At 57.7% G+C, this 24,260-nt stretch carries 28 protein-coding genes and 3 pseudogenes; 28 read left to right on the top strand and 3 right to left on the bottom strand.

Annotated elements, in window-relative coordinates; genetic code table 11:
• The first annotated feature begins 7 nt into the window (after nt 1-7).
• Nucleotides 8-634, top strand: coding sequence for a hypothetical protein (locus ACQ86N_RS19370; protein WP_431218086.1), 627 nt, complete (start codon nt 8-10; stop codon nt 632-634).
• Here the strand turns inward: ACQ86N_RS19370 and ACQ86N_RS19375 are convergent.
• A complete protein-coding gene (locus ACQ86N_RS19375) occupies nt 543-842 on the bottom strand; it encodes a hypothetical protein (RefSeq protein ID WP_431216562.1) in 300 nt (99 codons plus the stop codon). The genes ACQ86N_RS19370 and ACQ86N_RS19375 overlap by 92 nt on opposite strands.
• Between ACQ86N_RS19375 and ACQ86N_RS19380 the strand changes: the two genes are divergently transcribed.
• The 15 genes and pseudogenes from ACQ86N_RS19380 to ACQ86N_RS19450 all read left to right on the top strand — a co-directional run bounded on the left by ACQ86N_RS19380 (nt 818) and on the right by ACQ86N_RS19450 (nt 10,912).
• Nucleotides 818-1,123, top strand: coding sequence for a hypothetical protein (locus ACQ86N_RS19380; protein ID WP_431218087.1), 306 nt, complete (start codon nt 818-820; stop codon nt 1,121-1,123). The genes ACQ86N_RS19375 and ACQ86N_RS19380 overlap by 25 nt on opposite strands.
• Before the next feature lie 7 nt (nt 1,124-1,130).
• Nucleotides 1,131-1,385 carry a hypothetical protein gene (locus ACQ86N_RS19385; RefSeq protein ID WP_431216563.1) on the top strand — a complete coding sequence of 85 codons (255 nt, stop codon included), beginning with the start codon at nt 1,131-1,133 and terminating at the stop codon, nt 1,383-1,385.
• Nucleotides 1,363-2,265, top strand: a complete 903-nt coding sequence (locus tag ACQ86N_RS19390) for a hypothetical protein (RefSeq protein WP_431216564.1) — start codon at nt 1,363-1,365, stop codon at nt 2,263-2,265. Before ACQ86N_RS19385 ends, ACQ86N_RS19390 begins: the two co-directional genes overlap by 23 nt.
• Nucleotides 2,231-2,575 (top strand): hypothetical protein, encoded by a 345-nt coding sequence (locus ACQ86N_RS19395; protein WP_431216565.1) that lies wholly within the window; start codon nt 2,231-2,233, stop codon nt 2,573-2,575. The genes ACQ86N_RS19390 and ACQ86N_RS19395 overlap by 35 nt, the downstream gene beginning before the upstream one ends.
• The gene (locus ACQ86N_RS19400) at nt 2,532-3,113 is read left to right on the top strand and encodes a hypothetical protein (protein ID WP_431216566.1); all 582 of its coding nucleotides are present in this window, start codon (nt 2,532-2,534) and stop codon (nt 3,111-3,113) included. The genes ACQ86N_RS19395 and ACQ86N_RS19400 overlap by 44 nt, the downstream gene beginning before the upstream one ends.
• Nucleotides 3,114-3,148: 35 nt before the next feature.
• Nucleotides 3,149-3,844, top strand: a complete 696-nt coding sequence (locus ACQ86N_RS19405) for a right-handed parallel beta-helix repeat-containing protein (protein ID WP_431216567.1) — start codon at nt 3,149-3,151, stop codon at nt 3,842-3,844.
• On the top strand, nt 3,757-4,383 hold the full coding sequence (locus ACQ86N_RS19410) for a right-handed parallel beta-helix repeat-containing protein (RefSeq protein ID WP_431216568.1): 627 nt from the start codon (nt 3,757-3,759) through the stop codon (nt 4,381-4,383). Before ACQ86N_RS19405 ends, ACQ86N_RS19410 begins: the two co-directional genes overlap by 88 nt.
• Before the next feature lies 1 nt (nt 4,384).
• Nucleotides 4,385-4,525, top strand: coding sequence for a hypothetical protein (locus ACQ86N_RS19415; RefSeq protein ID WP_431216569.1), 141 nt, complete (start codon nt 4,385-4,387; stop codon nt 4,523-4,525).
• Between the two features lie 5 nt (nt 4,526-4,530).
• Nucleotides 4,531-4,803 carry a hypothetical protein gene (locus ACQ86N_RS19420; protein WP_431216570.1) on the top strand — a complete coding sequence of 91 codons (273 nt, stop codon included), beginning with the start codon at nt 4,531-4,533 and terminating at the stop codon, nt 4,801-4,803.
• Nucleotides 4,804-4,829: 26 nt separating this feature from the next.
• A complete protein-coding gene (locus ACQ86N_RS19425; RefSeq protein ID WP_431216571.1) occupies nt 4,830-5,459 on the top strand; it encodes a hypothetical protein in 630 nt (209 codons plus the stop codon).
• 6 nt (nt 5,460-5,465) lie between these two features.
• Nucleotides 5,466-5,999 (top strand): acyltransferase, encoded by a 534-nt coding sequence (locus ACQ86N_RS19430; RefSeq protein WP_431216572.1) that lies wholly within the window; start codon nt 5,466-5,468, stop codon nt 5,997-5,999.
• A gap of 218 nt (nt 6,000-6,217) precedes the next feature.
• Nucleotides 6,218-6,951, top strand: a pseudogene (locus ACQ86N_RS19435) (WecB/TagA/CpsF family glycosyltransferase).
• Nucleotides 6,952-6,984: 33 nt separating this feature from the next.
• On the top strand, nt 6,985-8,340 hold the full coding sequence (locus tag ACQ86N_RS19440) for a capsule assembly Wzi family protein (RefSeq protein ID WP_431216573.1): 1,356 nt from the start codon (nt 6,985-6,987) through the stop codon (nt 8,338-8,340).
• A gap of 64 nt (nt 8,341-8,404) precedes the next feature.
• Nucleotides 8,405-9,790 (top strand): undecaprenyl-phosphate glucose phosphotransferase, encoded by a 1,386-nt coding sequence (locus ACQ86N_RS19445; RefSeq protein WP_431216574.1) that lies wholly within the window; start codon nt 8,405-8,407, stop codon nt 9,788-9,790.
• Nucleotides 9,791-9,799: 9 nt separating this feature from the next.
• Complete coding sequence (locus ACQ86N_RS19450) at nt 9,800-10,912, top strand: glycosyltransferase family 4 protein (RefSeq protein WP_431216575.1); 1,113 nt, start codon at nt 9,800-9,802, stop codon at nt 10,910-10,912.
• A gap of 9 nt (nt 10,913-10,921) precedes the next feature.
• Here the strand turns inward: ACQ86N_RS19450 and ACQ86N_RS19455 are convergent.
• Nucleotides 10,922-12,884: pseudogene (locus tag ACQ86N_RS19455) on the bottom strand (glutaminase domain-containing protein).
• Nucleotides 12,885-13,118: 234 nt separating this feature from the next.
• On the bottom strand, nt 13,119-13,247 hold the full coding sequence (locus tag ACQ86N_RS19460) for a hypothetical protein (RefSeq protein WP_431216576.1): 129 nt from the start codon (nt 13,245-13,247) through the stop codon (nt 13,119-13,121).
• Between the two features lie 84 nt (nt 13,248-13,331).
• On the opposite strand from ACQ86N_RS19460, the gene ACQ86N_RS19465 reads away from it, so the two are divergent.
• The 12 genes and pseudogenes from ACQ86N_RS19465 (at nt 13,332) to hydA (ending at nt 24,245) form a co-directional block, all read left to right on the top strand.
• Entirely contained in the window at nt 13,332-14,204 is an 873-nt protein-coding gene (locus ACQ86N_RS19465) for an ABC transporter transmembrane domain-containing protein (protein WP_431216577.1), read from the top strand.
• Nucleotides 14,159-14,809, top strand: coding sequence for an ATP-binding cassette domain-containing protein (locus tag ACQ86N_RS19470; RefSeq protein WP_431217491.1), 651 nt, complete (start codon nt 14,159-14,161; stop codon nt 14,807-14,809). The genes ACQ86N_RS19465 and ACQ86N_RS19470 overlap by 46 nt, the downstream gene beginning before the upstream one ends.
• Nucleotides 14,784-15,287, top strand: a pseudogene (locus ACQ86N_RS19475) (ABC transporter transmembrane domain-containing protein); the annotation flags it as partial. The gene ACQ86N_RS19470 and the pseudogene ACQ86N_RS19475, both read left to right, overlap by 26 nt.
• Nucleotides 15,288-15,357: 70 nt before the next feature.
• The gene (locus tag ACQ86N_RS19480) at nt 15,358-15,891 is read left to right on the top strand and encodes an ABC transporter transmembrane domain-containing protein (RefSeq protein WP_431216578.1); all 534 of its coding nucleotides are present in this window, start codon (nt 15,358-15,360) and stop codon (nt 15,889-15,891) included.
• Entirely contained in the window at nt 15,866-16,672 is an 807-nt protein-coding gene (locus tag ACQ86N_RS19485; protein WP_431216579.1) for an ATP-binding cassette domain-containing protein, read from the top strand. Before ACQ86N_RS19480 ends, ACQ86N_RS19485 begins: the two co-directional genes overlap by 26 nt.
• A gap of 68 nt (nt 16,673-16,740) precedes the next feature.
• Nucleotides 16,741-17,313, top strand: coding sequence for a cupin domain-containing protein (locus ACQ86N_RS19490; protein WP_431216580.1), 573 nt, complete (start codon nt 16,741-16,743; stop codon nt 17,311-17,313).
• A 79-nt stretch (nt 17,314-17,392) separates the two neighbouring features.
• The gene (locus ACQ86N_RS19495) at nt 17,393-18,379 is read left to right on the top strand and encodes a YncE family protein (RefSeq protein ID WP_431216581.1); all 987 of its coding nucleotides are present in this window, start codon (nt 17,393-17,395) and stop codon (nt 18,377-18,379) included.
• Between the two features lie 63 nt (nt 18,380-18,442).
• Nucleotides 18,443-19,924: a CoA-acylating methylmalonate-semialdehyde dehydrogenase gene (locus tag ACQ86N_RS19500; RefSeq protein ID WP_431216582.1), complete on the top strand. Its 1,482-nt coding sequence runs from the start codon at nt 18,443-18,445 to the stop codon at nt 19,922-19,924.
• 122 nt (nt 19,925-20,046) lie between these two features.
• Nucleotides 20,047-21,402 (top strand): aminotransferase class III-fold pyridoxal phosphate-dependent enzyme, encoded by a 1,356-nt coding sequence (locus ACQ86N_RS19505; RefSeq protein ID WP_431216583.1) that lies wholly within the window; start codon nt 20,047-20,049, stop codon nt 21,400-21,402.
• Nucleotides 21,403-21,440: 38 nt separating this feature from the next.
• Complete coding sequence (locus ACQ86N_RS19510; protein WP_431216584.1) at nt 21,441-21,911, top strand: cytosine permease; 471 nt, start codon at nt 21,441-21,443, stop codon at nt 21,909-21,911.
• On the top strand, nt 21,908-22,879 hold the full coding sequence (locus ACQ86N_RS19515; RefSeq protein WP_431216585.1) for a cytosine permease: 972 nt from the start codon (nt 21,908-21,910) through the stop codon (nt 22,877-22,879). The genes ACQ86N_RS19510 and ACQ86N_RS19515 overlap by 4 nt, the downstream gene beginning before the upstream one ends.
• The gene (gene hydA / locus ACQ86N_RS19520) at nt 22,863-24,245 is read left to right on the top strand and encodes a dihydropyrimidinase (RefSeq protein ID WP_431216586.1); all 1,383 of its coding nucleotides are present in this window, start codon (nt 22,863-22,865) and stop codon (nt 24,243-24,245) included. Before ACQ86N_RS19515 ends, hydA begins: the two co-directional genes overlap by 17 nt.
• Nucleotides 24,246-24,260 lie beyond the last annotated feature (15 nt).

Consider the following 24,260-nt stretch of genomic DNA (forward strand, 5'->3'; position numbering starts at 1 on the left):
GGCCGCTATGGACTCTATACCGATCCAGGCCCCGACCACGATGGCCTGTTCGACCGCGACCGGCAGCCCGGCATGGGCACCTTCGTCCCGGTCAGCATCCATCGAAACGCACCACCTCCGCTGGGACGCGGTAGTCTTCCCGCAATACCACGGCGACAGCGATTTCACGCTGCGCTGCAAGAGCAAAGGCATCGCCGTAAAGACCAGCCTCGACCTGGTCATCTTCAACAGCAGCGAGACCTCCGGCCTCGGCAGGATCAACAACATGAACAAACTCTGGCAGAGCCTCGTGAGTATGCGCTCCAACTACAACCTGCGCAAACGACTGGTCTTCTACCGCCGCCACGGAGTCATGCCCCTCTACTACTGGGGACTCGGCAGCACCTACGTGAAATACATCGGTTCCTTTTTCAAACGCACCTATTTCAAACCCCGCCTGGCTACAACCAACTGCATAAACGATGAACAGCAACAAAATTTCGCTCCAGATCAATGTATCGGCCACCGACCTCCCGGTCTGCCGCCGCTGCTCGCGCGGCAGGTCAGCTTCTGGTACGACGAACTGGACGAGATCGTGATCTCCGTCGAGTCGCAAAAGCCAGGGCAAATTCGGCGCAAATTTCGACGCCAATAAAGCCGGCCTGATCCAGCTGATCGAATCCATCATCACCAACTATCCAAAGACCAGATACCACTATATCGACTATTCCGACCAGCGCAGCCGCCATCTTTCCAGCCTGTTCTTCGGCGGCCGACCCATCCCCCACAAGGACTACCGGGGCGGCCCCTTCTACTGCTACTTCGACGGACTGGCGGAGTGCCGCAACCGCTATATCATCCACCGGACTCGGACATGATCCTCGGCGGCACACCGAACGCATGGCTCCAGGACGCCGTGAAACTGCTCAACTCCCACCCGGACTACCTGTTCGTCAATCCCCTGGCGGGTCCCCCCGCGGCGGATTTCCAGCTGAAACAGCCCTATTTCCAACGCCTCGGCAGCTGCCAGTTCGTCTTCCAAAAAATGTCAACGCGGGTATTCCCTGGTCGACAGGGAAAGGCTATCGGATATTCCCCTGCGGAAGATCGGCAAGTCCCCCAAAAAATGGAAATGGTTCTTTAAAAGCAACATGCAATGGGGATACGAACTCCCCGAAATACTCATCTCCGAGATGATGCAGGACGGCGGACTACTCCGCGTCGACAGCTACGGCCCCGACCCAGGCACGGGCTGCTTCACCCTCCATCCGGTGACAAAACCGGCCGCCTTCATCGCGTCGATCCCCACCCTTCTGGACAGGATCGACAAAGACGACATCCCCGAATCGCAAAGGGGCTATTACAATATCAACAACGATTTCTTTGACTTCAAAAGCGCAAAATAAGTTGCAGACCGGCGAAAAACCCTTCCGGGTATACGTCTATCCCAACGTCGGCAGACAGCTGATGGGGTCGAACAATCCCTATGTCCAGCACCTCAAGGAGGCTATCGGCCTGCACGAGCTGGACATCGACGAGGCCACCACCGACAAAGCCTTTCCCGACTTTCTCAGAAAAGGCCTTCGCGCCGATATGGTCGTACTCAACTGGCTGGAGAACCTCCCCCTCCGCCGCATGGGCGTCCTGCAAAGCCTGGTCGTCCTGTTCTACCTCCGCCTGCTGAAGATCAGAGGTACGCGCATCGTCTGGATCAAACACAATAAAGGAACACACAGCAGGAAATGGTTTGGACTGAGCAAAATGATCCAGCGCGCGCTCATCCGCAGCGCCGACCATATCGTCACGCACTCGATGGACACCGACATCCCCGACACCGGTAAACTCCACTATCTTCCGCATCCCAGCAATATCGGCCCCGAAGCGATCATCCGCCCCGAACCCGCCGAGCCGGCCATCGACCTGCTCATCTGGGGCAGCATGATGCCGTATAAGGGAGTGCTGGAGTTTCTCCGCCACGCCGCGGGCGACAGACAGCTGTCACAACTGAATATCCACGTCGCGGGCAAGAAGCTCCGACGAATACTGGCAACAGCTGCAGCAGCACGCGGGGCCCAACATTACCCTGGTCAACCGCTTTATCAGCGACGACGAGCTGGCGCAGCTCTTCAGAAGAACACGGTTCATCCTGTTCACCTACAACAAGCGGTCGGTCATGTCCTCCGGCGTCCTGGCCGACAGCCTCGCCGCATGCCGGAAGATCATCGCGCCCAATGTCGGCGCCTTTGCCGACATGGCCCAACAATACTCCTTTGTCTACCTATATAATGACTTTTCAGAGATCGCGGCCATCTGCCGGGACAACTACGACGACTACCTCCTCGACTATGACAAGGTCCGGGACTTCGTCGTCAGCAACTCCTGGTACAATATGGGCGGAAAGATCAAAGAACTGACACTCCTTGAACCCAGTGCCGGCCAATTAAAATTCATTATTATGCAAAGGAGTACAATCCGTCAGCTCGCAATGCTGTTTATGCTAGCAGTATCTACCATGAGAATTCAGGCGCAGGGCGCAAACACCGTCAACTACTATGCTAGCCCCCAGCGGCCAGCCAGGCAATCCGGGCACCATTGACAAACCCTTCCAGCGGCCCGAACAGGCCCTTCAGGCTGCCGGCGCCCTTAGTGGCACGGTAAACGCCACCATCTATGTCCGCGCCGGCATCTATCCGTTCAGACAAACCCTGACCATCACCGGTACCGGCTCCGGCGACGGCCGCCATATCACGATCACCAACTACCAGAACGAAAAAGTGTCTTTTACCGGTTCGCAAAAACTCGACGGCAGCAAGTTCGCCGTGGTCTCCGACCAGAATATTTTGCAGCGGCTGCCCTCCGCCGCCCGGGGCAAGGTCTACCAGATCGACCTCAAGGCCGCTGGCGTAGGCGATTTCGGCCGGATGGCCCCCACGGCTATAAGAACGACCTGCCCGCGCCGCTCGAACTGTTCTACAACGAGAAAACGCTTCCCCTGGCCCGCTATCCCAACGACGGCTTCCTGCCCATCGGACAGGTCTCCGACCCGGGCGACAATAAGGCCCACCGCGGAGCGACCTTCGCCGTCAACGATTCCCATATCCGCAACTGGAGCACCGCCGATCAGGCATGGGTAGGCGGCTTTTTCTCCTTCGGCTACTCCGACGACAATATGCAGGTCGCGGCATTCGATCCGTCCAGCCGCACCATAAGAACAAAAGATCCTTCCCTCTACGGCGTCTATAGCAGCACCGACCAGAGCAACGATATTCTCCGGAACTCAAAAGGCCTGCGTGGCTTTTATGTTTACAATCTGCTGGAGGAACTCGACCAGCCCGGCGAATGGTTCCTCGACCAGTCATCCGGCATCCTCTACGTCTGGCCCTCCGACAACTCGATTACGACGGCCGATATAGAAGCGTCGGTACTCAGAGGACCGATCCTGACGGCAACCAATACGTCCAACCTGACCATCAAGGGCATCGACTTCGCCTACGGACGCACCTACGGGATCTCGCTGGAAAGAACGACCGGTACGATCATATCCAACTGCGTCTTCAACGGACTCGGCATGGTCGGCATAACGACCACCGGACAGGATAGCAAACCCAAAGGCAATACAGGCCTGTTCATCCACGCCTGCACCGTCGAACATACCGGCACCGGCGGCATCATTCTCGACGGCGGCGACCGCAATACACTGACGCCTGGCGGCAACAGCGTGGACAACTGCAGCTTCCTCGACTACTCCCGCCGCAACATGACCTTTAGTCCCGCCATATGGCTCACCGGAGTCGGCAACCAGGTGACCCATGCGATATCCACGACGCGCCCGACCAGGCCATCCTGTTCTACGGCAACGACCTAGTCATCGCCTACAACCATATCTACCACGTCCTCTACCACATGACCGACGCAGGCGCCGTGGGCACGGGCAGAGACCCGTCTACAACGGGGAACACGATCACGGCTAACTTCTTCGACAATATCCAGAACGACCTCGGCGCCTCCACCTGCGCCATCTACCTGGACGACGGTACCAGCGGCATCGAAGTCGACAACAACATCTTCAACCGCTGCGGTACGGCCGGAACCTACAACTTCGGCGCCGTCCACGTCAACGGAGGCAGCGACAATACTTTTAAGAACAACCAGTTCATCGACTGCCGCCAGGCATTCTCGAACACTCAGTGGAACGACAAAGACTGGAAAGACCTGATCTCGAACCCCAACAAGCGCTTCTTCCCCGAAGTCAACCAGCGCTCACAGGTGTTCCTGAACAAATATCCCCTGGCTAAAAAGGTGGACGACACCGTCAACCTCGTACAGCGCCAGAACCATCTTTACAACAACCTCATGGTTAGGGTCCGAGGAACCCGGCACAAGCACGGGTCTGGTCCATCATAATATGGTCAGGAGCGATAGCGACCCCGGATTCGCGGACGCCCGCAATAAAAATTTCACCTTACAATCACCTCCTTCCGCTCTGCAGCAGGCCTCCGACTGGAAGCCCGTTCCCTTCGCCAAGATCGGGAGACAGGAAAAATAAGCAACATGCCCATACCGACTAGAGAACCCGCCCCAATTCTCTTATTTGCCTATAAGAGACTCGAAACCCTGCAAAAGACCGTAAGCGCACTGGCAAAGAATGAGCTGGCTCCCCGGAGTGACCTTTTTATCTTCTCCGACTCGGGCCGCCGCGACGAAGACAAACCCGCCGTTCGCGCGGTACGGGAATACCTTCAGACAGTAACAGGTTTTCGCAGCGTTCGCATCGAAGAAGCTATAAAGAACAGGGGCTGGCCAATTCTATCATCACCGGCGTAACGGATATCATCAACAGCCACGGCCGGGTGATCGTCCTCGAGGACGATATCCTGACCACCCCCAATTTCCTGACGTTCATGAACGCCGCCCTGGACAAATACGAACAGCAGCCCCGCGTCTTCTCGGTGTCGGGCTACGCCTTCAACCTCGGCCTGCCCGACGACGGCGCATATCCCCGGGATACGTATTTCACCACCCGCGGCTGGTCATGGGGCTGGGCGACCTGGAAGGACCGCTGGACCGGCATCGACTGGCAGGTCAGCGACTACGCCGAATTCACGAAGAACGCCGCCGAACGACGGCGCTTCGCCCAGGGAGGATCCGACCTGAATCTGATGCTGAAAAGACAGATGACCGGCCAGCTCGATTCGTGGGCAATCCGCTGGTTCTACCACCAGTACAAGGTAAAGGGCCTCACCCTCTACCCCATCCTGTCGAAGGTCTACAACGACGGCTTCGACGATCTGGCCACGCATACCCGCGGCTCCAACCAGCGCTACCGGCCGCTGCTCGACGAGACCGGCGCACAGTCCTTCCGCATGCAGGACAGCGCCGCCATCACCGACCTCTACCAGCGCCGTTTTCAGAAGAAACTGGGCATCCGCGCCCGGATCCTTTCAAAATACCAGACCCTCATCGGGAACCTGCTCAAATAAACCAACATGTTCGCAAAGCTCAAACAACTTCGGGACCTATACCTCGTAAAGTTCAAGTGGAGACACTACGACATCGGCAAAGGATTCCACGCCGGCGCCCGGGTCAGACTCTGGGCGAAGGACAAGATCACCATCGGCCGGAATTTCTATATCGGCAGAGACTCCCAGATCGAGGCCAACTGTATCATCGGAGACAACGTCATCTTCGGTAACAAGACAGCAGTGGTCGGCCGCTACGACCACTGTTTTCAGGAGGTGGGCGTACCCGTAAGACTGGCCTCGCAGATCAGGGACAACGACTACCGGTGGAAAGGCCTCATGGAGACCACCGTCATCGGCGACGACGTCTGGGTCGGCTATGGCAGCATCATCATGAGCGGCGTCACCATCCAGGACGGCGCCATTATCGCCGCGGGCTCCGTCGTAACCAGAGACGTGGAAGCCTATAGCATCTACGGCGGCTGCCCCGCCAAAAAGATAAAAGACCGTTTCGAGACCGAAGCAGACCGTATCAAACATATCGGACTCCTCGCTAAATAAAATACTATGCGCAAAACTTTATTCGTATGCAAAAGCAACTGATCAGTATCAACATCAACACGGGCGCCTACAAGTCCTTCGTCAACGAGGTCGTGGAGATGTCCGAAACAAAATCCAGCTATACCTGCGTGGCCAACGTCCACATGCTGGTAGAAGCGTATACCAATCCAAAATTCGCCAGCATCGTCAACAACGCCGACATGATCACGCCCGACGGCATGCCGCTGACCTGGGGCCTCAAACTTCTCCACGGCGTGCGCCAGGACAGAGTCGCCGGCATGGACCTCCTGCCCGACATCCTCCGGGAAGCCGAACAAAAGGGGATCCCCATCTATTTCTACGGCGGCACGGAAAAATGCTCGCCGCGATCGAGGACTACATGCCCCGCCACTATCCGAAACTCCGCATCGCCGGCCTCTACAGCCCGCCCTTCCGCGAAATGTACAAGGAAGAGATCGACCTGACCGCGGAGATCATCAACAACTCCGGCGCCAGGATCGTATTCGTCGTGCTCGGATGCCCCAAGCAAGAGCTGTGGATGTCCCGGATGAAGGACAAGATAAAGGCAACCATGATCGGCGTCGGCGGCGCGCTGCCCGTACTCATCGGGATGCAGAAACGCGCCCCCCGCTGGATGCAGCGCTATGGTCTGGAATGGCTGTTCCGCCTCTGCCAGGAGCCCAAGCGCCTCTTCAAACGCTACGCAGTGACGAATACGATCTTCCTCTGTCTGCTGATCGTCGAATTCGTGCGCATCAGGATCTTCCGCAAAAACCGCGCTTCGCGCCGACCGCACTATAGAACAACTAACGAATATGCCGAAAAACACCCGGCTGCTACTTGTACTACTCCTTGTCTCCTGCGCCACGCAGGCGCAGGTGGGCCTTTTCCGCGAGACCCCCGCATCGCTGTTCCACGGTTCGGTGGAAGCACAGGGGATCATAACGGGTAAGGGTACCGTACCCTTCTGGATGCGCAGCGACCAGTGGGGCAGCACTCCCTGCCCGGCGCTTCAGGCTCCCTGATCGCCGCGGGGTGGAAGGACTATGACAGCACCACCACCAATTTCTTCGACTGGGGCGGCGGTATCGAGCTGCGGGGCAACGCATCCTCCGACTCCTCCCGTCTGCGGGTGATACAGGCCTATATCAAGGTACGCGCCAGCATCTTCGAGCTGAAGGTCGGACGCTTCAAAGAGTTTACGGGACTCGTGGACAGCTCGCTTTCCTCCGGCGCCTTCTCCGTATCGGACAACGCACTGCCCATACCGAAGATAGAAGGCTCCATCCCCGAGTTCTATACCATCCCCGTCTTCGGCGGCCTGTTTGCCGTAAAAGGGAATATCGCACACGGATGGCTCGGAAAGATCCCCGTTACCCCAAGCAAGAATACACCCACCGCCAGCAGCTATTTTCACCAGACCTCCCTCTATGGCAGGCTGGGCAAACCCTCCTCGAGACTGCACCTCTACGCCGGCGTCAACCACCAGGTCTACTGGGGCAACGAACGGGAGATCTACGGCCCCGGCTGGGGACTGTCCAACCTCCAGACCTTTAAATACGTCATGTTCGGCAGGACCTGGAAAGGCTCGAAGGTCGGTAACCACCTCGGCTCCGTCGACCCGGGCCTGCAGTACGAGTTTCCCACGGTCCGGCTCTTCGTCTACCGGCAATCCTTCTACGACGAAGGCGCACTGGCCAAACTCGCCAATATCGCCGACGGACTCAACGGCATCAGCCTGACCAACAAACAGGACGATATAAATGTACCCGACTACTTCCCCGTGCAGGGCTACGACAACAGCGGCTGGTTCCACTGGCACAAAGTCGTATTCGAATTGTTCTACAGCGTCAACCAGGCCGGCTACCCCTGGTCGAGACGCACGAAGTCCGGCGACGAGAACTACTACAACAGCAACTCCTATCCGGAAGGCTGGTCCTACGACGGCATGGGACTGGGAAATCCCTTTATCACGCCGGCTTATACCACCCGCGCCGGCTTTCCCAACGTCAATTTCAACTGGTTCAATAACAATCGCGTGACAGCCTTCTACGCCGCACTGCAGGGTTCCATAGCGCACGACTACCGCTTCACCGCCCGCGGGTCCTACTCGCTCAACTACGGCACCTTCGGAACGAGTATCTATGGCTACTCCACCGGCAACACCTTCGTCCGCCCCCAGTTCGGCATCTGGCATAAGGTCAGCCAACTCTCGGGATGGCTATCCGTCGAGAGAGACTTCGACCCCGGCTGGACAGTCGGCTGCGTCATCGCCGCCGACCGCGGAGACCTCTTTTACAACGGCGGAGGCCTTGTCCTCCGGCTAAAGAAATCACTATAACACGGAGGCCCCGGCCCCCGGAAATCACAACTAATTCGGTTCACCCCTTAAAACTGTTACAACTATGAACAGTCGTTATTCCAACTTATTCCGGTTCTTCTTTGTTTGTGTCGACCTGCTGGCGCTTTACCTGGTACAGCTGTTCTTCCTCAGCTATATCCACCGGATCCCGGTAAGCGCCAGCTCGAGATACCTCCTGCTGTTCATCGTGTCCAGCATGCTCTGGCTGCTGTCGGCCTACTTCACCGCGCTGTACATCGACAAGGGAGTCCTGAGCTTCGAAGTCTTTGTCAAAAGGACGATCAGATGTCTGGCCGTTTTCTTCCTCGCCATGGTGATGTTCATCTTCTTCTATCACTATCCCTTCTCCCGCCTTTTCGTCCTGGCCAGCTTTATCTCCTTCGGAACCCTGCTGATGATCATGCGCAGCCTGATGCTGCTGGTCGGCTGGTCCATGAACAGGGTCCACGGCCCCAGCAAAAGAGTGGTCATCGTCGGTTACAACGAGGTCGCGAGGAAGCTGACACAAAATTTCTCGACCCGGGAAAGGAATACGCTGGTAGACGGCTATTTTGAAGACCCCGCACTGGTAGACCAGCTCTCTCCCCTGCCGATCATCGGCGACATCGACGAGTGCGTCTCCTATGCCGTCAAGAACAATATCAACGAGATCTATTCCACCATCTCGCCGGAAATGAATACCTCCATCTACGAGATGGCACAAACAGCCGAACGCTCCCTGATCCGATTTAAATTCGTACCGGACTTCCGGTTCTATATCAACCGAAATACGCATATCGACTACATCGACGGCATGCCCGTGCTTTCCCTCCGCAGCGAGCCCCTGGAGGATCCAACCAACGGCATCAAGAAGCGTTTCTTCGACATCGTCTTCAGCCTCTTCGTCATCGTGTTCGTGCTATCCTGGCTGACGCCGATCATCGCCATCCTGATCAAACTGAACTCAAAAGGCCCCGTCTTCTTCGTCCAGCCGCGTTCGGGTAAAGACAACCGCCAGTTCAAATGCTTCAAGTTCCGGACGCTGACCGTCAACAAGGAAGCCAACACGCAGCAGGTGACCCGCAACGATAGCCGCATCACCTCCCTAGGCCGGTTTCTGCGGAAGACCAATCTGGACGAACTGCCGCAGTTCATCAACGTCCTTCTCGGAGACATGTCCGTCGTAGGCCCCCGCCCCCATATGCTCGCGCATACCGAGACCTACTCCCGGCTGCTCGACGAGTTTATGGTCCGGCATTTCATCAAACCCGGCGTAACAGGCTGGGCGCAGGTCAACGGATTTCGTGGAGAAATCAGGGGACAGGAACAGCTGCGCAACAGAATTGGGCACGATATCTGGTATATGGAGAACTGGAGCCTATGGCTCGACCTTAAGATCTGTTTTCTCACCGTCTATACGACCCTCCGTGGAGACAAGAATGCCTTTTAAGTACAAAGTATGAAGATAGCATACGTCACAACCTACGACGCCTCCGACGTACACAACTGGTCGGGACTCGGATTTCATCTGGCCAACGCCCTCCGGAATGAAAGGGCGGAAATGGACTATATTGGCAACCTCAACGTTCGCCACGACAAGCTCACCCGTATCAAGAAATTGTTCTACAGCAAAGCACTGGGACAGCGCTATCAGTACCAGCGCGAGCCCTGGGTGGCCGAGGGCTACGCCGACCAGATTGAGTCGCGCCTCGACCCCTCCGTCGACTGTATCGTCTCCCCCGGCAGCATCCCGATCGCCAAAATACGATCCAAAATACCAACCGTCTTTTATACCGACGCCACCTTTGCCGGCATGCTCGGTTTCTACGACGACTTCTCCAACCTCTGCGCCGAGACCATCCGCAATGGTCACCGCCTCGAACAGGAAGCCCTCTCGTCCTGCTCGCTGGCCATCTACTCCTCCGACTGGGCCGCGAAGACAGCCATCGAAAACTACGCCGTCGACCCGCGCAAGGTTCGCGTCATTCCCTTTGGCGCCAACGTCGACCCCAACAGAACAAGGGAAGACATAATGCGAATGATCCGCAGCCGGCCCACGGACGTCTGCCGTCTGCTCTTTCTCGGCGTCGACTGGCAAAGAAAAGGCGGCCCGCTCGCACTCGAGATCGCGGAAAGGCTCAACAAGGCAGGCATGAAGACCGAGCTGCACATCGCCGGACTTCGCCAGCCGCCGGTAGACCCGCTCCCCGACTTTGTAATAGACCACGGATTTATCAGCAAGTCCACACCGGAAGGAAGAAAACAACTTGACGAGCTCATCGCCGGAAGCCATTTCATGGTGCTGATGTCAAAGGCGGAAGCCTATGGCCTGGTGCTGTGTGAGGCCAACTCCTTCGGTGTACCCGATATCGCCTCCAACGTCGGCGGCATCCCCACCATCGTCAGGGACGAGGTCAACGGCAAGGTCTTCCCGCTGCAAACCTCGGCAGCAGACATCGCCCTCTATATCGCCAATCTTTTTCGGACTACGACCGCTACGAAGACCTGGCCCTCACCTCCTTCGATGAATACCAGCAGCGGCTCAACTGGAATATATCCGGACGTCGCCTGATGAATATCCTTAAGGAGCTTTAGACGACCACTTGTCTTCGAGTAGTTTGATAAAATATCCGCCGACCACACTTCTCGCCTGGAAGCCCACCTTTCTCCCGTCCGTAGTCTCGTGCCAGTCACTCAACGGTACACGATCGGGTCCCTCCGTCATATACTTATATACCGGCTCCATCAGCGCCTGGAAATCTTCCGGCTTCGACGCCAGCGTCGCCGTCCATAGGATCCAGTCCGACTTCGTATACGTCTTCCGGCTGTCCAGCGGCAGGCCGAAGGCATTCTGCTTCTTCAGATACCACGCCATTTCCTTCTCATATACTTCAGCGGGAAATAAACCCAGCCCAAGCAATTTATCCCACACCAGATTGTACTTCTGACTCCGAGGAATCTTTCTTGTCGAACGTCAGCGCATAGTGGTCCCCGCTCTCCGCCATCTCCATCCATCTCTTCGCCAGCCCCTTCGCCAGACCGAGGTACTTCGCGGCACTGTCCGCCTGTCCCAGCTGCCGCGCCATCCACCCGTAAGCACCCAGCGCCACGATCGCCTTTACAGAAAGGTTCGCGTTGCGCGCAAGATGACCCGCAAAATCGTCCGTACACAGCTGATTCGCGGGGTCGAATCCGTTGGCCTCCAGATAGCGTACCCACGTGGACAGCGTCGCCCAGTGTTTGCGGGCATACCCGGCACTGTCTTCCGCCTTTGTGATCGCCGCCGCCAGAATGATCATATTTCCACACTCCTCCACCGGCATGTCCTCGCCATAGGTCTGGCCATCGGCCAGCGGATAGGTACCCAGGTCATGCGCCGCAAAAGGCTTCGTCCATTTCCCGCTCTCACTGTAATAAAAATTGCCATTCAGCATCCCCTCCATCAGGACGGGATTATACAGCAGATACAACGGCGCGGATGGATACGTAACATCCACCGTGTTGATATTGCCGCCGCTGAAGTTCTCCTTGGACAGGAAAAGCAACTCGCCCTGCGGACTCCGCACCAGGGAATGAGCGGCGATACTCTGCCGGTATGCAGCTACACAAAGCTGCGCATAGTGCTGGCCACCAAGAGTAAGCGCATTGGAATATAAAATTTTATTAAAGGTATCGCAGCGCGAAAGTATCTTATCGTAGTCGGTATAGGACTGCTGCATCAGCTTCTCGATGGATGCCTTGCCCTTTTGTCCGGTCCGCCACAGCGGCTCGAGATTCTGTCCAAAATACTGAACGGGAAAGCGTTCGTCATATCCGATCAGCACCAGCTTCTCTACCGGGTCTTCCCCCACATTTACCTCCGCAAAAGCCGTATTCAAAACAAGCTCCTGTTTTTTCTTTCCCGTTATCGTCTGCACAACCCCCTGCTCCTTCGGGGCCGCCACCAGCAACCATCCCCAGTCGATCCGCAGATCGTCGCCTTTTTGGCGAGTACCGGCTGCTCTTTCGTCCCGGCTTTCAGAAAAGAAAGCCCGTCGATCTGCCCTTTATGCGCTTTTAATTCCTGTCCGTGCTGGTTCACGGCCAGATCGCCTGAGACATTGAAGAACAGCTGCGCCGTATGCGCAGCTCCCGTCACTGCTGCGCAGCCGGAAGGAAATATAGCTCACCGGCCGGGACAACAGGTCCAGATCCTGCAGCAGCAGCGGCGACGTAAAGGTCAGCGACAAGTCGATCCCGCCGCAGCCCAACTGATATTTCGTCTGTGTTGGATTGACGCTCACCCACTGCTGCTCGGCCACCTGCGCCGTATCGTTGTCGACCGCTCCAAGGAACCGGTATAACACACCGTCTACCCGAAGATAGCCGGTCAGGTCCTGCGGTTTTCCCGTCCAGTGCGTCGTCCTGGTGCCCGTTGCTTCGTCCCCAAAGGACCAGATGCTGAAATAAGGAGAATGCGTTATCAGGGGGTATGCCGGCATATGCTGCAGTTGCGCCAGCGCCAGCTGCGGCAGGAAAAATAAACAAAAGATAATCTGCTTCATACGTTTAGCTGCGCCTGTCAGGCAGCGGGTAAATATAGATCATTTTGACCGAGATTTTCCCGCCGTCCACCGCCCTTTTACCCCCGCTTCGGAGATCGGGGCTTAACCGGGGTTCTTATTTTACTACTTTTACAACGGCTGTTTCCAAAACCTCCAATTTATGAGTCAAAAACATCAATCAGCGAAACCACCCGGCAGACCAAAAGGTCCCAGCCTCATTGCCTTACTAAAGCCCTATAAGGGGATGATCATCCTCCTGATCGTCATGTCCTTCGTCAGCAACGCCTTCACACTCTGGCTGCCCCAGATCATCAAGGAAGGGATCGACCTCTTTATCGCAAAGGATCCCGATACCCATATCATCGTATATAAATTCGTTGCAGCCGCCTTCGGCGTCTTCCTGTTCGCCTGGGTACGACTTTTCTGCAGACCTACGCTTCGGAAAGAGTGGCGCGCGACCTTCGCACCCGCCTGGCCGAACGCATCTCGCGGCAGAACTACGGCTTCCTGCAAAAGACCAACCCCGCGCAGCTCCTCACCAATCTTACCGCGGACGTGGACTCCATCAAGGTATTCGTCTCTCAGGCCGTGGTCTCGCTGTTCTCTTCGGTCTTCGTCATCCTTGGCGCCAGCATCCTCATGCTGACCATCAACTGGCAGCTCGCCCTTTGCGTGATCGCCATCATCCCCATCATCGGGTTCACCTTCTTTGTCATTTTGAAGAAGGTACGCGTCCTTTTCAAGGCCGCCCGCGAAGTGATCGATTCGCTGAACAAGGTCATCAACGAAAGCATCCTCGGATCGGCGCTTGTCCGCGTCATCCACTCGCAGCAGCTTGAATACGCCAAATTTCTGCAGGCGAACGCCAAAGCGCTCGGACTAGGCATGCGGATCCTCAAGACCTTTGCCTCGCTGATCCCTGTCATCATCTTTACCGCCAACATAGCCACCCTTGTCATCCTCGCCCTCGGCGGCCACTACTTCATCACCGGCCGGATGAGCCCGGGAGATTTCTCCGCCTTTAACAACTATCTCCAGCAGCTGATCTTCCCCATCCTCGTCATCGGATTTATGAGCAACCTCATCGCACAGGCCTCGGCCTCGTATATGCGCATCTCGGGCGTGCTCAACGCCCCCGACCCCGTCGACGAAGGCACGCTCACCGGCGAACTGCAGGGTAATATCGGACTGAAAGACGTGACCCTGGCCTACGGAGAGAAAAAGTACTCAGAGATATCTCTTTCAGCGTTAAGGCCGGCTCGAAGACAGCCGTCATCGGCCCCACCGCCGCAGGCAAGACCCAGCTGCTCTACCTGCTGACCGGCCTCAACCAGCCGGGCTCCGGCGCCGTCGAATTTGACGGCCAGCCGCTGGCCAGCTATAAAAAAGAGGCCTTTCACGGACAGGTCGGCTTCGTATTCCAGGACAGCATCATCTTCAATATGAGCATCCGCGAGAATATTGCCTTCAGCGACACCGTCACCGACGAATCGCTCGCCATGGCCATCGGGACAGCCGAACTGACTGACTTTATCGATTCCCTCCCCGACAAACTCGATACCGTCGTCTCCGAAAGAGGCACCAGCCTCTCCGGCGGACAAAAACAGCGGATCATGCTGGCCCGCGCCCTCGCCATCCAGCCCCGGATCCTGCTGCTCGACGACTTCACCGCGCGCGTGGACGCACAGACCGAACAAAAGATCCTCGCCAATGTCCGGCAGAACTATCCGGGCATCACCCTGCTGTCCGTCACCCAAAAGATCGCCGCCATCGAAGACTACGAGCAGATCATCCTGCTGATGGAAGGCGAAATGATCGCCTCCGGCACCCACGACCACCTGATGGCCACCTGCCCGGAATACGTCCAAATCTATCAATCACAAAGAAGCACAAGCCACTATGAGCAACACGAATTACAATCTTAATATAGTCACGGGTCAGGAAAAGAAAACCGCCATCTGGCCCGCACTGCGCAAACTCATCGGTCTGCTCCCCCAGCAGCGCAGCCAGCTGCTGCTCGCGCTGATCTTCATGATCGTCTACGCCATACTGACCATGGTGGCCCCCTTTATCGTCGGTACCACCATCAACCGCTATATCCTGGACAAGACGCACCAGGACTATTCCATGGTACTGCGCAGCTGCGGCTGGCTGCTGCTCATCTATCTGCTGAACCTGCTGGCCGTCTATCTTCGCACCATCCTGATGGGAGGCTTTGGCCAGCACCTGCTGTATGAGCTGCGCAACGCGATCTTTAACAAACTCCAGGAACTTCCCGTCGCCTTCTTCTCACAGAACAAGGCCGGCGACCTGATCTCCCGCGTCAACAACGATACCGACAAGATCAACCAGTTCTTCTCCCAGTCGCTGATGCAGTTCGTATCCAGCCTCTTTATCATCGCCGGAGCCGGCGTATTCCCTGGTCATCCTCAACTGGCGGCTTGGACTCGCAGCCCTCATACCCGCAGCGCTGATGTGGATCTTCGCGAAATTCGTCTCGCCCTGGGTAAAGAGAAAGAACGCCGCCAGCCTCAAAAGCACGGGCATGATGAGCGCCGAGATCCAGGAAAGCCTCGGCAATTTCAAAGTCGTCCTCGCCTTCAACCGCCGCGACTATTTCCGCAAGCGCTTTGCCCTGGCCAATAACAACAACTACTCGGCTTCCGTCGGCGCCGGCATCGCGAACAACGTCTATACACCCGTCTTTGGCCTCCTGGCCAGCATGGGCTCCCTGGTCGTCCTCGTATACGGTATCTACCTGATCACCGTAGGCCGGTTTACCCCCGGATTCCTGATCACCTATTTCATGCTCGTCAACTATTTCTACGACCCGCTAAAACAAATGGCCGCCCTCTGGGCCAACTTCCAGCTCGCCATCGCCAGCTGGGACCGCATCTCCCGCATACTCTCACTCGAGTCGGACCTCGGTGACCCTGCCTGTCGATCAGACCGCCCCTGCCGCAGCGGGTACCTCCCCGGCCATGGGGCTACCCCTTCTCGAATTTAAAAACGTCTCCTTCCGCTATCCCGGCGGCAAAGACGTATTACGCCACAATAGCTTTAGCATGCAGCGCGGCAAGACCTACGCCCTCGTAGGCCCCACCGGCGGCGGCAAGACCACGACAGCCTCGCTAATCGCCCGTCTCTACGATCCCACGGAAGGCAGCATCCTCCTGAATGGCCGCGATATCCGCACCTTTACCCCCGCCGAACGGACAAAGAAGATCGGATTCATCCTGCAGGAACCATTTCTATTTACCGGCACCGTAAAACAAAATATCCTCTACGGCAACGAGCAGTACAAGGACTACTCCGACGAACAGCTGACCGCCGTCCTCCACGAGTCGGGTCTCGAAACCCTCCTCACCCGTTTTGACGAAGGTCTCGCGACCAGCCTGACTTCCGCCGGCGACGGCATCAGTCTGGGCCAGCGACAGCTGATCGCCTTTATCCGCGCCGTCCTCCGCAACCCCGAACTGCTCATCCTCGACGAGGCCACCGCCAACATCGATACCGTCACCGAGCAGCTGCTCGAAGACATCCTGCGACGCCTGCCGGAGACCACTACCCGCGTGATCATCGCCCACCGCCTCAACACCATCGAGAACGCCGACGAGATTTTCTTCGTCAACTCCGGAGAGATCACCCGCGCCGGCAGCCTCGACCAGTGCCGTGGATATGCTCCTGCAGGGAAGAAGGGTCAGCTAGGGCGTTCCCGGGGACCATCCCGCCGGTCGGCCCACCGGCTGTATTTATGGATCCCGCCAGCCACAAAAACGCCGCCATAGGCTAACCGATATCCGCCAACTGCTCAAAGAAAGGAAGTCAGGGTATGAAAATCGATTATCTTCCTTAGATGAAACGAGATTCCTTTCTAAAGCTGACCCTATCCGCTTTCGCGGCGATCGCGGCCCCACTGGCGACTCTGGCTACCCGCGTCCAGCGAGCCTCCGGCCGGGGATTTTATGTTCCGGCCGGTAAAGACCGCGCCGGCTCTCCCCTCGTTCTGTTCGAAGGCGATACCTTTTTCTCGAAGGTTTCTACAGAGGACGCCGGAGGCGCTCTGTATATATACGAGTCTACCCGCGTCAAACCAGGCGGCCCACCCCTCCACGTACACTACGACCAGGACGAATGGTGGTATATCCTCCGGGGAACCTTCCTGATAAAGGTCGGCGACCAGGTCTACACCGCCAAAGCAGGTGACAGCGTCTTCGGACCGAGGACCATTCCCCACTGTTTCGCAAAAGTCGGCGACGGAGAAGCCAGAATGCTGATGGTTTTCAACCCAGCCGGAAAAATGGAAGCTTTCTTTACAGCCATCAGCAAAGGCGAAACAAAAGGGATGACACCCGAACAAAACGCCCAGTTCAGAAAAGACCATGGCTTCGAAGTAGTGGGACCACCCCTTACGTTCCTGAAACAGTAATGCCCGCCGCCTTTCCCAAACGCCTCCAATCCAGATTTTTCTCAGAATCCCCTGGTACCTTGACCCAAACAATCAAACCATGCCACACCGGATCCTCGCCATCCTACCCGTCCTCTGCCTCGCCCTCCACCCCGCCACCGGCCGGGACTTCCACGTCTCCAAAACCTTTAAAATAGGCAGCCCCGGCGGATGGGACTATATCGCCGTCGGCCCCGACCAAAAACTCTACGTCTCCCACGGCACCCAGGTCAATATCCTCGACCAAAAGACCGGCGACTCGGTCGGCGTCATCCCCAACACGGCCGGCGTACACGGAATAGCCTTCGCCTCGGGAAAAGGCTACACCAGCAACGGCAGGGCAAATACCGTCACCGTTTTCGACTTGAAGACCGCGGCCGTACTGCAGCAGATCCCCGTGGGCCAAAACCCCGACGCCATCATGTACGAGCCCTTCTCCAAAACGATCGTCACCTGCAACGGCCGCAGCCACGACCTCTCCGTCGTCGACCCGACATCCAACACCGTCACGGCCACCATCCCGCTCGATGGTAAGCCCGAGACCGCCGTCTCCGACGAAAAAGGCAGGATCTATATAAACATCGAAGACAAGAACAAAATAACGGTAGTGGACATGCGCACCAAAAAGGTCATATCCAGCTGGCCGCTGGACGCCGAAGGCCCCACCGGCCTCGCCATCGACAACGCCACCCACCGCCTCTTCGCCGGCTGCGACAAACAGCTGGTCATTCTCGACGCCGACAGCGGGGCCGTCGTCAGCAAACAACCCATCGGAGACGGATGCGACGGCGTCGGCTTCGACGAAACACTGCACCTCATATTCGCCTCCTGCGGCGAAGGCAAGCTCTCCCTCGTCAAAGAAGAGTCCGCCACTTCCTTCAAGCCACTACCCGACGTTCCCACAAAACGCAGCGCCCGCACCCTCGCCGTCGACTCAAAAACCCACGAAGTTTACCTGCCCGCCGCGGACACCGAAAAACCAAACGCAGGCGAGCGCCCAGGGACTATACCTGGTACCTTCCAGGTATTGGTCGTCACTAAGAGTTAACCCCAAAGGCAGAGGAAGGGCATATCCATTTTTTGGTATATTGTATGTCATAACCAAATGCATATGTCCTCCCTCGTCTCCTCTCCGGCAAAATACGGACGCCTCAAAAATTTCATCGACGGCGCCTTCACCGCCAGCAGCACGGGCCGCCATATCCCCGTCGTCTCTCCTCTGGACGGGACCCCGCTGGCCGACATGTCCTGCTCCACCACCGCCGACCTCGACGCCGCCGTCGCCTCCGCCCGCGCAGCCTTTGCAGGCTGGAGCCGCACCACCGTCAAAGAAAGGGTGCAGGTCTTCTTTCGCTATAAATACCTCCTCGAACGCGACAAGGAAGAACTCACCGCCCTCGTCAGCGAAGAGAACGGCAAGACCCGCGACGAAGCACGGGCCGAAATCGAAAAATGCATCGAACTGACCGAATTCGCCACCTCCATGCCGCAGCTGATAGCCGGCGAGATAATGGAAGTGAGCAAGGGCGTCGAATGTCGTACCGAAAGGGTCCCGCTCGGCGTCGTCGCCTCCATCGTCCCCTTCAATTTCCCCGCCATGGTGCCCAACTGGACCATACCCAACGCACTTGCCCTCGGCAATTGCATGATCATCAAACCATCCGAGAAAGTTCCCCTCAGCGTCGCCCGCCTCGCCCTCCTGCTCAAAGAAGCCGGCCTCCCCGACGGGGTCTTCAATATCGTCAACGGCGAAAGCGACATCGTCAACGCGATCTGCGACCACCCCGGCATCGACGCCGTATCCTTCGTCGGCTCCACAAGGGTGGCTAAACTCGTCTACCAGCGAGCTACCCAGCAGCTCAAACGGTGTCTTGCCCTCGGCGGCGCCAAGAACCACCTCCTCGTACTGCCCGACGCCCAGCCCGAAATGACCGCCCGCGACGTCGTCGTCTCTATGAGCGGCTGCGCCGGTCAGAGGTGCATGGCGGCATCGGCCATGCTCGCAGTCGGGCCGACGGATGCCATCATCGAACGCATCTGCGAGGAAGCCAGAAAAGTCGTCCCCGGCAGGAACCTCGGCGCCGTCATCAACAAAGAAGCCAAAGAACGCATCGAGAAATATATCACCCAGGCCGAACAGCAGGGCGCCAAAGTCCTCGTCGACGGCCGCGGCTATACCGTTCCCGGCAAAGAGAACGGCACCTACGTCGGCCCTACCGTAATCGACTATGTAACTCCCGATATGGCCGTCGCCAAAGAAGAGATCTTCGGCCCCGTCATCAGCATCATGCGCGTATCGACACTCGACGAGGCGCTGGCGATTGAGAACGCAAACCCCTATGGGAACGCGGCCTCCGTCTATACCCGCAACGGAGGCATGGCCCGGCAGGTCATCGAACGCGCGAGCGCGGGAATGATCGGCGTCAACGTCGGCGTACCCGTGCCGCGGGAACCCTTTTCCTTCGGCGGATGGAATGAAAGCCGCTTCGGCGTCGGCGACATCACCGGAAAAAGCTCCATCGAGTTCTGGACCCGCCTGAAGAAGAGCACGGTCAAGTGGAACCCCGAAGCCGGTACCAACTGGATGAGCTGAAGCCAACTGAGCGGAGGCCAAATGAGCTGAGCCAAACTGAGCTGAGGCCAAACGATCGGCTGAGCCAAACGATCGGCTGATTCAAACGATGAACAAGAGTCAAACACCAAAACCTTATTAATATGGCTGTATCTTCTCCCATTACCGAGACCCAGGAGATCATCCAGGACAACCTCGACTACACCCTCTTCTCCTGGAGCAAACAAAAAGGCATCAACCCGATCGCCGTCCAGCGGGCGGAAGGCGTCTACCTCTATGACTATGACGGCAAACGCTACCTGGACTTCTCTTCCGGACTGATGAACGTCAACATCGGCCACGGCCATCCCCGCGTCGCCGACGCCGTCTACCGCCAGATGCAGGAGGTCAGCTACGTCACCCCCAGCTGCGTGACAAGGGCCAGGGGCGAACTCGGCAGGAAACTCGCAGAGATCACACCTGGCAATCTGCAGAAGACCCTGTTCACCACCGACGGCGCATCCGCCATCGAGAACGCCATCAAGCTCGCCCGCATCTATACCGGCCGCCACAAGATCATCGCCCGCTACCGCGCCTTCCACGGCGCATCCTACGGCTCGATGACGGCGGGCGGCGACCCCCGCAAACTCGCGGCCGACTCCCAGCAGGTCCCCAATATCATACACGTCGAAGACCCCTACTGCTATCGCTGCCCCTGGGACAAAAAGATCGAATCCTGCAACCGCGAGTGCGTCCAGCACATCGAACGCATCATCGATTTCGAAGGACCCCAGAACATCGCCGCCGTCCTGATGGAAGGCGAAAGCGGCACCTCGGGCTGTATCAAATACCCTCCGGACTACCTGAAAAAAGTACGGGCGCTCTGCGACAAACACGGCATCCTGCTGATCGCCGACGAAGTAATGAGCGGTTTTGGCCGCACCGGCAAATGGTTCGCCTCCGAACTGCACGGCATCGTTCCGGACATGATCGCTACCGCCAAAGGCATCACAGCCGGCTATATCCCCCTCGGCGCCCTGATCGTCACCGACAAGATCGCCGAACACTTCAACGACCGCATGCTCTACCTCGGGCTCACCTATTCGGCGCACCCGGTTGCCTGCGCGGCGGGACTCGAAGTAATGAAGATCTACGAAGACGAACACCTCATCGAGAACGCGGCCGAGATGGGACGCTATATCGACCGGCAGGTCGCCGAACTGAAAACCAAACACCCCTGTATCGGCGACTTCCGCAACACGGGGCTCCTCGGCTGTATCGAACTGGTGAAGAACCGCGAAACAAAAGAACCCATGGCACCCTACAACGCGACCGCCGACCAGATGGCCGTCATGAACCAGGTCGCCGCTAAAATCAAGCAGCTGGGCGTCTACGCCTTCGTTCGCTGGAACTACGTCTTTATCGCGCCGCCGCTGAGCATCACACGCGGGCAGATAGACGAAGGCCTAACGATCATCAGTGAAGCACTCACCCTCGCCGACGCACACACGAATCCCTGAGGCCGGGAAAGAGCCTCCTCACGATAAACCGATTACCTATGCCTGATGACTCGCTCTATAGCGAAGACCTCGCACCCGTCCCACCCGGCAAACGCACCTGGTCCACCTGGAACTACGCCGCGCTCTGGATCAGCATGAGCCTTTGCATCCCCACCTATATGCTCGCCAGCTCGCTCATCGGCGGCGGCATGAGTTGGTGGCAGGCCATCGGCACGATTTTCCTCGGCAACACCATCGTCCTCATACCGATGATCCTCAACGGCCGCGCAGGGGCGAAATACGGCATTCCATTTCCCGTTTATGCCCGCGCCAGCTTCGGCACACGCGGCGCCAACGTCCCCGCCATGCTGCGCGCCATCGTCGCCTGCGGCTGGTTCGGCATCCAGACCTGGATCGGCGGATCGGCGCTGAACCAGATGCTTCACGTCTGGATACCATCTCTCGACAGTCCGGGACTTTTTTATTGTCTTTTGGCTGATCAATATGTGGGTCGTCTGGAAAGGCGTTGAAAGCATTAAGAAGTTGCTGGTGTTCAAAGCCTTCTTCCTACCCCTGGCAGCCCTCGCGCTCCTCGCACGGGCCCACGGCCAACACGCCCGGAGGGCTGTCGACGATATTGCAGATCCCCTCCCGGTTCCAGACTACCTCCGCCTTCTGGGCCTTCTTCATCCCGGGCCTCACCGGCATGGTCGGCTTCTGGGCTACACTTTCCCTCAATATCCCCGACTTTACCCGCTATGCCACCAGCCAGCGGGCACAGATAAGAGGACAGGCCATCGGCCTCCCGCCCTCTATGACACTCTTCGCCTTTATCGGCGTGGTCGTGACCTCCGCAACCACCGTCATTTACGGCACAACCATCTGGGACCCCGTCGCGCTGGCAGGCAGATTCGAAAGCAAGGCACTCGTCAGCGTCGCGATGCTGGCGGTCGCCGTTTCTACACTTGCAACCAATATCGCGGCGAACATCGTCAGCCCCGCCAACGATTTTGCCAATCTTGCACCAAAACGCATCGATTTCCGGAAAGGCGGCCTGATCACCGGCGTCATCGGCATACTCATCTTTCCCTGGAAGCTCGTCGCCGACCCCGGCGGCTATATCTTTACCTGGCTGGTCGGCTACTCCAGCCTGCTCGGCCCCGTAGGCGGGATCCTGATCGCCGACTACTATTTTGTCCGTAAACAACAACTCATTCCCGAAGACCTGTACCTGACCAACGGCGCATACACCTACACGAAAGGATTTAACCGCAGCGCACTCATCAGCCTCGCGCTCGGCATACTGCCCAGCATCCCCGGATTCCTCGTCACGGTAGGCCTCGTCAACGCGGCCACCTTCCCGTCCTGGATCACCGGGCTCTACAGCTATGCCTGGTTTACCGGCTTTTTCGCGGCCGGCGGCTTCTACTGTCTGTTCATGCTTTCCCGTACCGCTCACCAACCAAAAGAGGAGGTCAACTATGTCTCTGCTGATTAAAAATGGAAGGATCGTTACCGCAACCGATGACTATAAAGGCGACGTCTTCATCCAGGGCGAGACCATTACCGCCGTCGGCACCAACCTCGGACAACAGGCCGACCGCATCATCGACGCGCTGGGCCTGCTCGTAATGCCCGGTGGGATCGACCCGCACGTCCACCTCGACATGCCCTTCATGGGCACCTTCTCCAGCGATACGCACGAGACAGGCACCCGCGCCGCCCTGTTCGGCGGCACCACCACCGTGATCGACTTTGTCCTGCAGCGACAGGGCCACTCGCTAAAAGAAGCCCTCACCGAGTGGCAGGGACGCGCCACCGGCACCGCCGTCGGCGACTATAGTTTCCACATGGCCGTCACCGACTACAACGACAACACACAAAAAGAGATCCGCCAGATGGTGGAAGAAGAAGGCATTACGTCCTTCAAAACTTTCATGGCCTACAAGGGCGCCCTCATGATCGATGACCGCCAGATGACCGCGCTCATGCAGGAGGTCCGCCTCCACGGCGGCCTCGTCACCGTACACGCCACCAACGGAGACATGATCGACTACCTCATCGCCAAACACCGGGCCGAAGGCAAACTCTCACCCCTGTATCACTACCTCTCCCAGCCCGAAGTCACGGAAGCCGAAGCCTCCGGACGCTTTACCGATATCTCCAACTATACCGGATGCCCGGGCTATATCGTACACATGACCTGTGAAGGGGCCCTGAATGCGGTCCGCAACGCTACCCGCCGCAACCAGAAGGTATTCGTCGAGACCTGTATCCAGTACCTGCTGCTCGACGCGAATCTCTACGAACGGGATTTCGAAGGGGCCAAATGGGTCATGAGCCCGCCCCTCCGGCAAAAGAAAGACCGGGAGACCCTCTGGGCGGGTATCAACCAGGGACTCGTCAACGTCGTCGCCACCGACCACTGCCCCTTCATGTGGAAGCAAAAACTGATGGGCGAAAAGGATTTCTCCAAAATCCCCAACGGCCACCCCGCCATCGAAAACAGGATGGAGCTCCTCTACAGCGAGGGCGTACACAAAGGAAGGATCAGCCTCAACAAATACGTCGAGGTCGCCTGCACCAACCCCGCGAAGATCTTCGGGATGTTCCCGAGAAAAGGGACCATCGCACCCGGCAGCGACGCCGACATCCTGATCTTCGATCCCAACGCGAAGCATTCCCTCTCCGCCTCTACCCACCATATGAACGTCGACTACTCCGCCTACGAGGGATGGGAGCTGACGGGCAAGGTACATACAGTAGTATTGAGGGGGAAGATCGCCATCGAGAAGGACGAATGCCTCGTCGAAAAAGGCTACGGTCAGTTCATCCGCCGCGGCAAGACCGGCAATTTTATATAAACTAAACCACCACAC

Origin of the sequence: Puia sp. P3 (assembly GCF_050632245.1) — a bacterium.
Lineage (GTDB): Bacteria > Bacteroidota > Bacteroidia > Chitinophagales > Chitinophagaceae > Puia.

Excerpts from the sequence above, each read along its gene's own strand:
- ACQ86N_RS19370 (WP_431218086.1), top strand. The coding sequence starts at position 8 with ATGGACTCTATACCGATCCAGGCCCCGACCACGATGGCCTGTTCGACC.
- ACQ86N_RS19385 (WP_431216563.1), top strand. The coding sequence starts at position 1,131 with ATGCAATGGGGATACGAACTCCCCGAAATACTCATCTCCGAGATGATG.
- ACQ86N_RS19395 (WP_431216565.1), top strand. The coding sequence starts at position 2,231 with ATGGCCCAACAATACTCCTTTGTCTACCTATATAATGACTTTTCAGAG.
- ACQ86N_RS19400 (WP_431216566.1), top strand. The coding sequence starts at position 2,532 with ATGCTAGCCCCCAGCGGCCAGCCAGGCAATCCGGGCACCATTGACAAA.
- ACQ86N_RS19405 (WP_431216567.1), top strand. The coding sequence starts at position 3,149 with ATGCAGGTCGCGGCATTCGATCCGTCCAGCCGCACCATAAGAACAAAA.
- ACQ86N_RS19410 (WP_431216568.1), top strand. The coding sequence starts at position 3,757 with ATGGCTCACCGGAGTCGGCAACCAGGTGACCCATGCGATATCCACGAC.
- ACQ86N_RS19415 (WP_431216569.1), top strand. The coding sequence starts at position 4,385 with ATGGTCAGGAGCGATAGCGACCCCGGATTCGCGGACGCCCGCAATAAA.
- ACQ86N_RS19420 (WP_431216570.1), top strand. The coding sequence starts at position 4,531 with ATGCCCATACCGACTAGAGAACCCGCCCCAATTCTCTTATTTGCCTAT.
- ACQ86N_RS19430 (WP_431216572.1), top strand. The coding sequence starts at position 5,466 with ATGTTCGCAAAGCTCAAACAACTTCGGGACCTATACCTCGTAAAGTTC.
- ACQ86N_RS19445 (WP_431216574.1), top strand. The coding sequence starts at position 8,405 with ATGAACAGTCGTTATTCCAACTTATTCCGGTTCTTCTTTGTTTGTGTC.
- ACQ86N_RS19450 (WP_431216575.1), top strand. The coding sequence starts at position 9,800 with ATGAAGATAGCATACGTCACAACCTACGACGCCTCCGACGTACACAAC.
- ACQ86N_RS19460 (WP_431216576.1), bottom strand. The coding sequence starts at position 13,247 with ATGATATGGGTATCGGGATCCTTTGCGATAAAGAGGTCGATCCCTTCC.
- ACQ86N_RS19480 (WP_431216578.1), top strand. The coding sequence starts at position 15,358 with ATGTGGATCTTCGCGAAATTCGTCTCGCCCTGGGTAAAGAGAAAGAAC.
- ACQ86N_RS19485 (WP_431216579.1), top strand. The coding sequence starts at position 15,866 with ATGGGGCTACCCCTTCTCGAATTTAAAAACGTCTCCTTCCGCTATCCC.
- ACQ86N_RS19490 (WP_431216580.1), top strand. The coding sequence starts at position 16,741 with ATGAAACGAGATTCCTTTCTAAAGCTGACCCTATCCGCTTTCGCGGCG.
- ACQ86N_RS19495 (WP_431216581.1), top strand. The coding sequence starts at position 17,393 with ATGCCACACCGGATCCTCGCCATCCTACCCGTCCTCTGCCTCGCCCTC.
- ACQ86N_RS19500 (WP_431216582.1), top strand. The coding sequence starts at position 18,443 with ATGTCCTCCCTCGTCTCCTCTCCGGCAAAATACGGACGCCTCAAAAAT.
- ACQ86N_RS19505 (WP_431216583.1), top strand. The coding sequence starts at position 20,047 with ATGGCTGTATCTTCTCCCATTACCGAGACCCAGGAGATCATCCAGGAC.
- ACQ86N_RS19510 (WP_431216584.1), top strand. The coding sequence starts at position 21,441 with ATGCCTGATGACTCGCTCTATAGCGAAGACCTCGCACCCGTCCCACCC.
- hydA (WP_431216586.1), top strand. The coding sequence starts at position 22,863 with ATGTCTCTGCTGATTAAAAATGGAAGGATCGTTACCGCAACCGATGAC.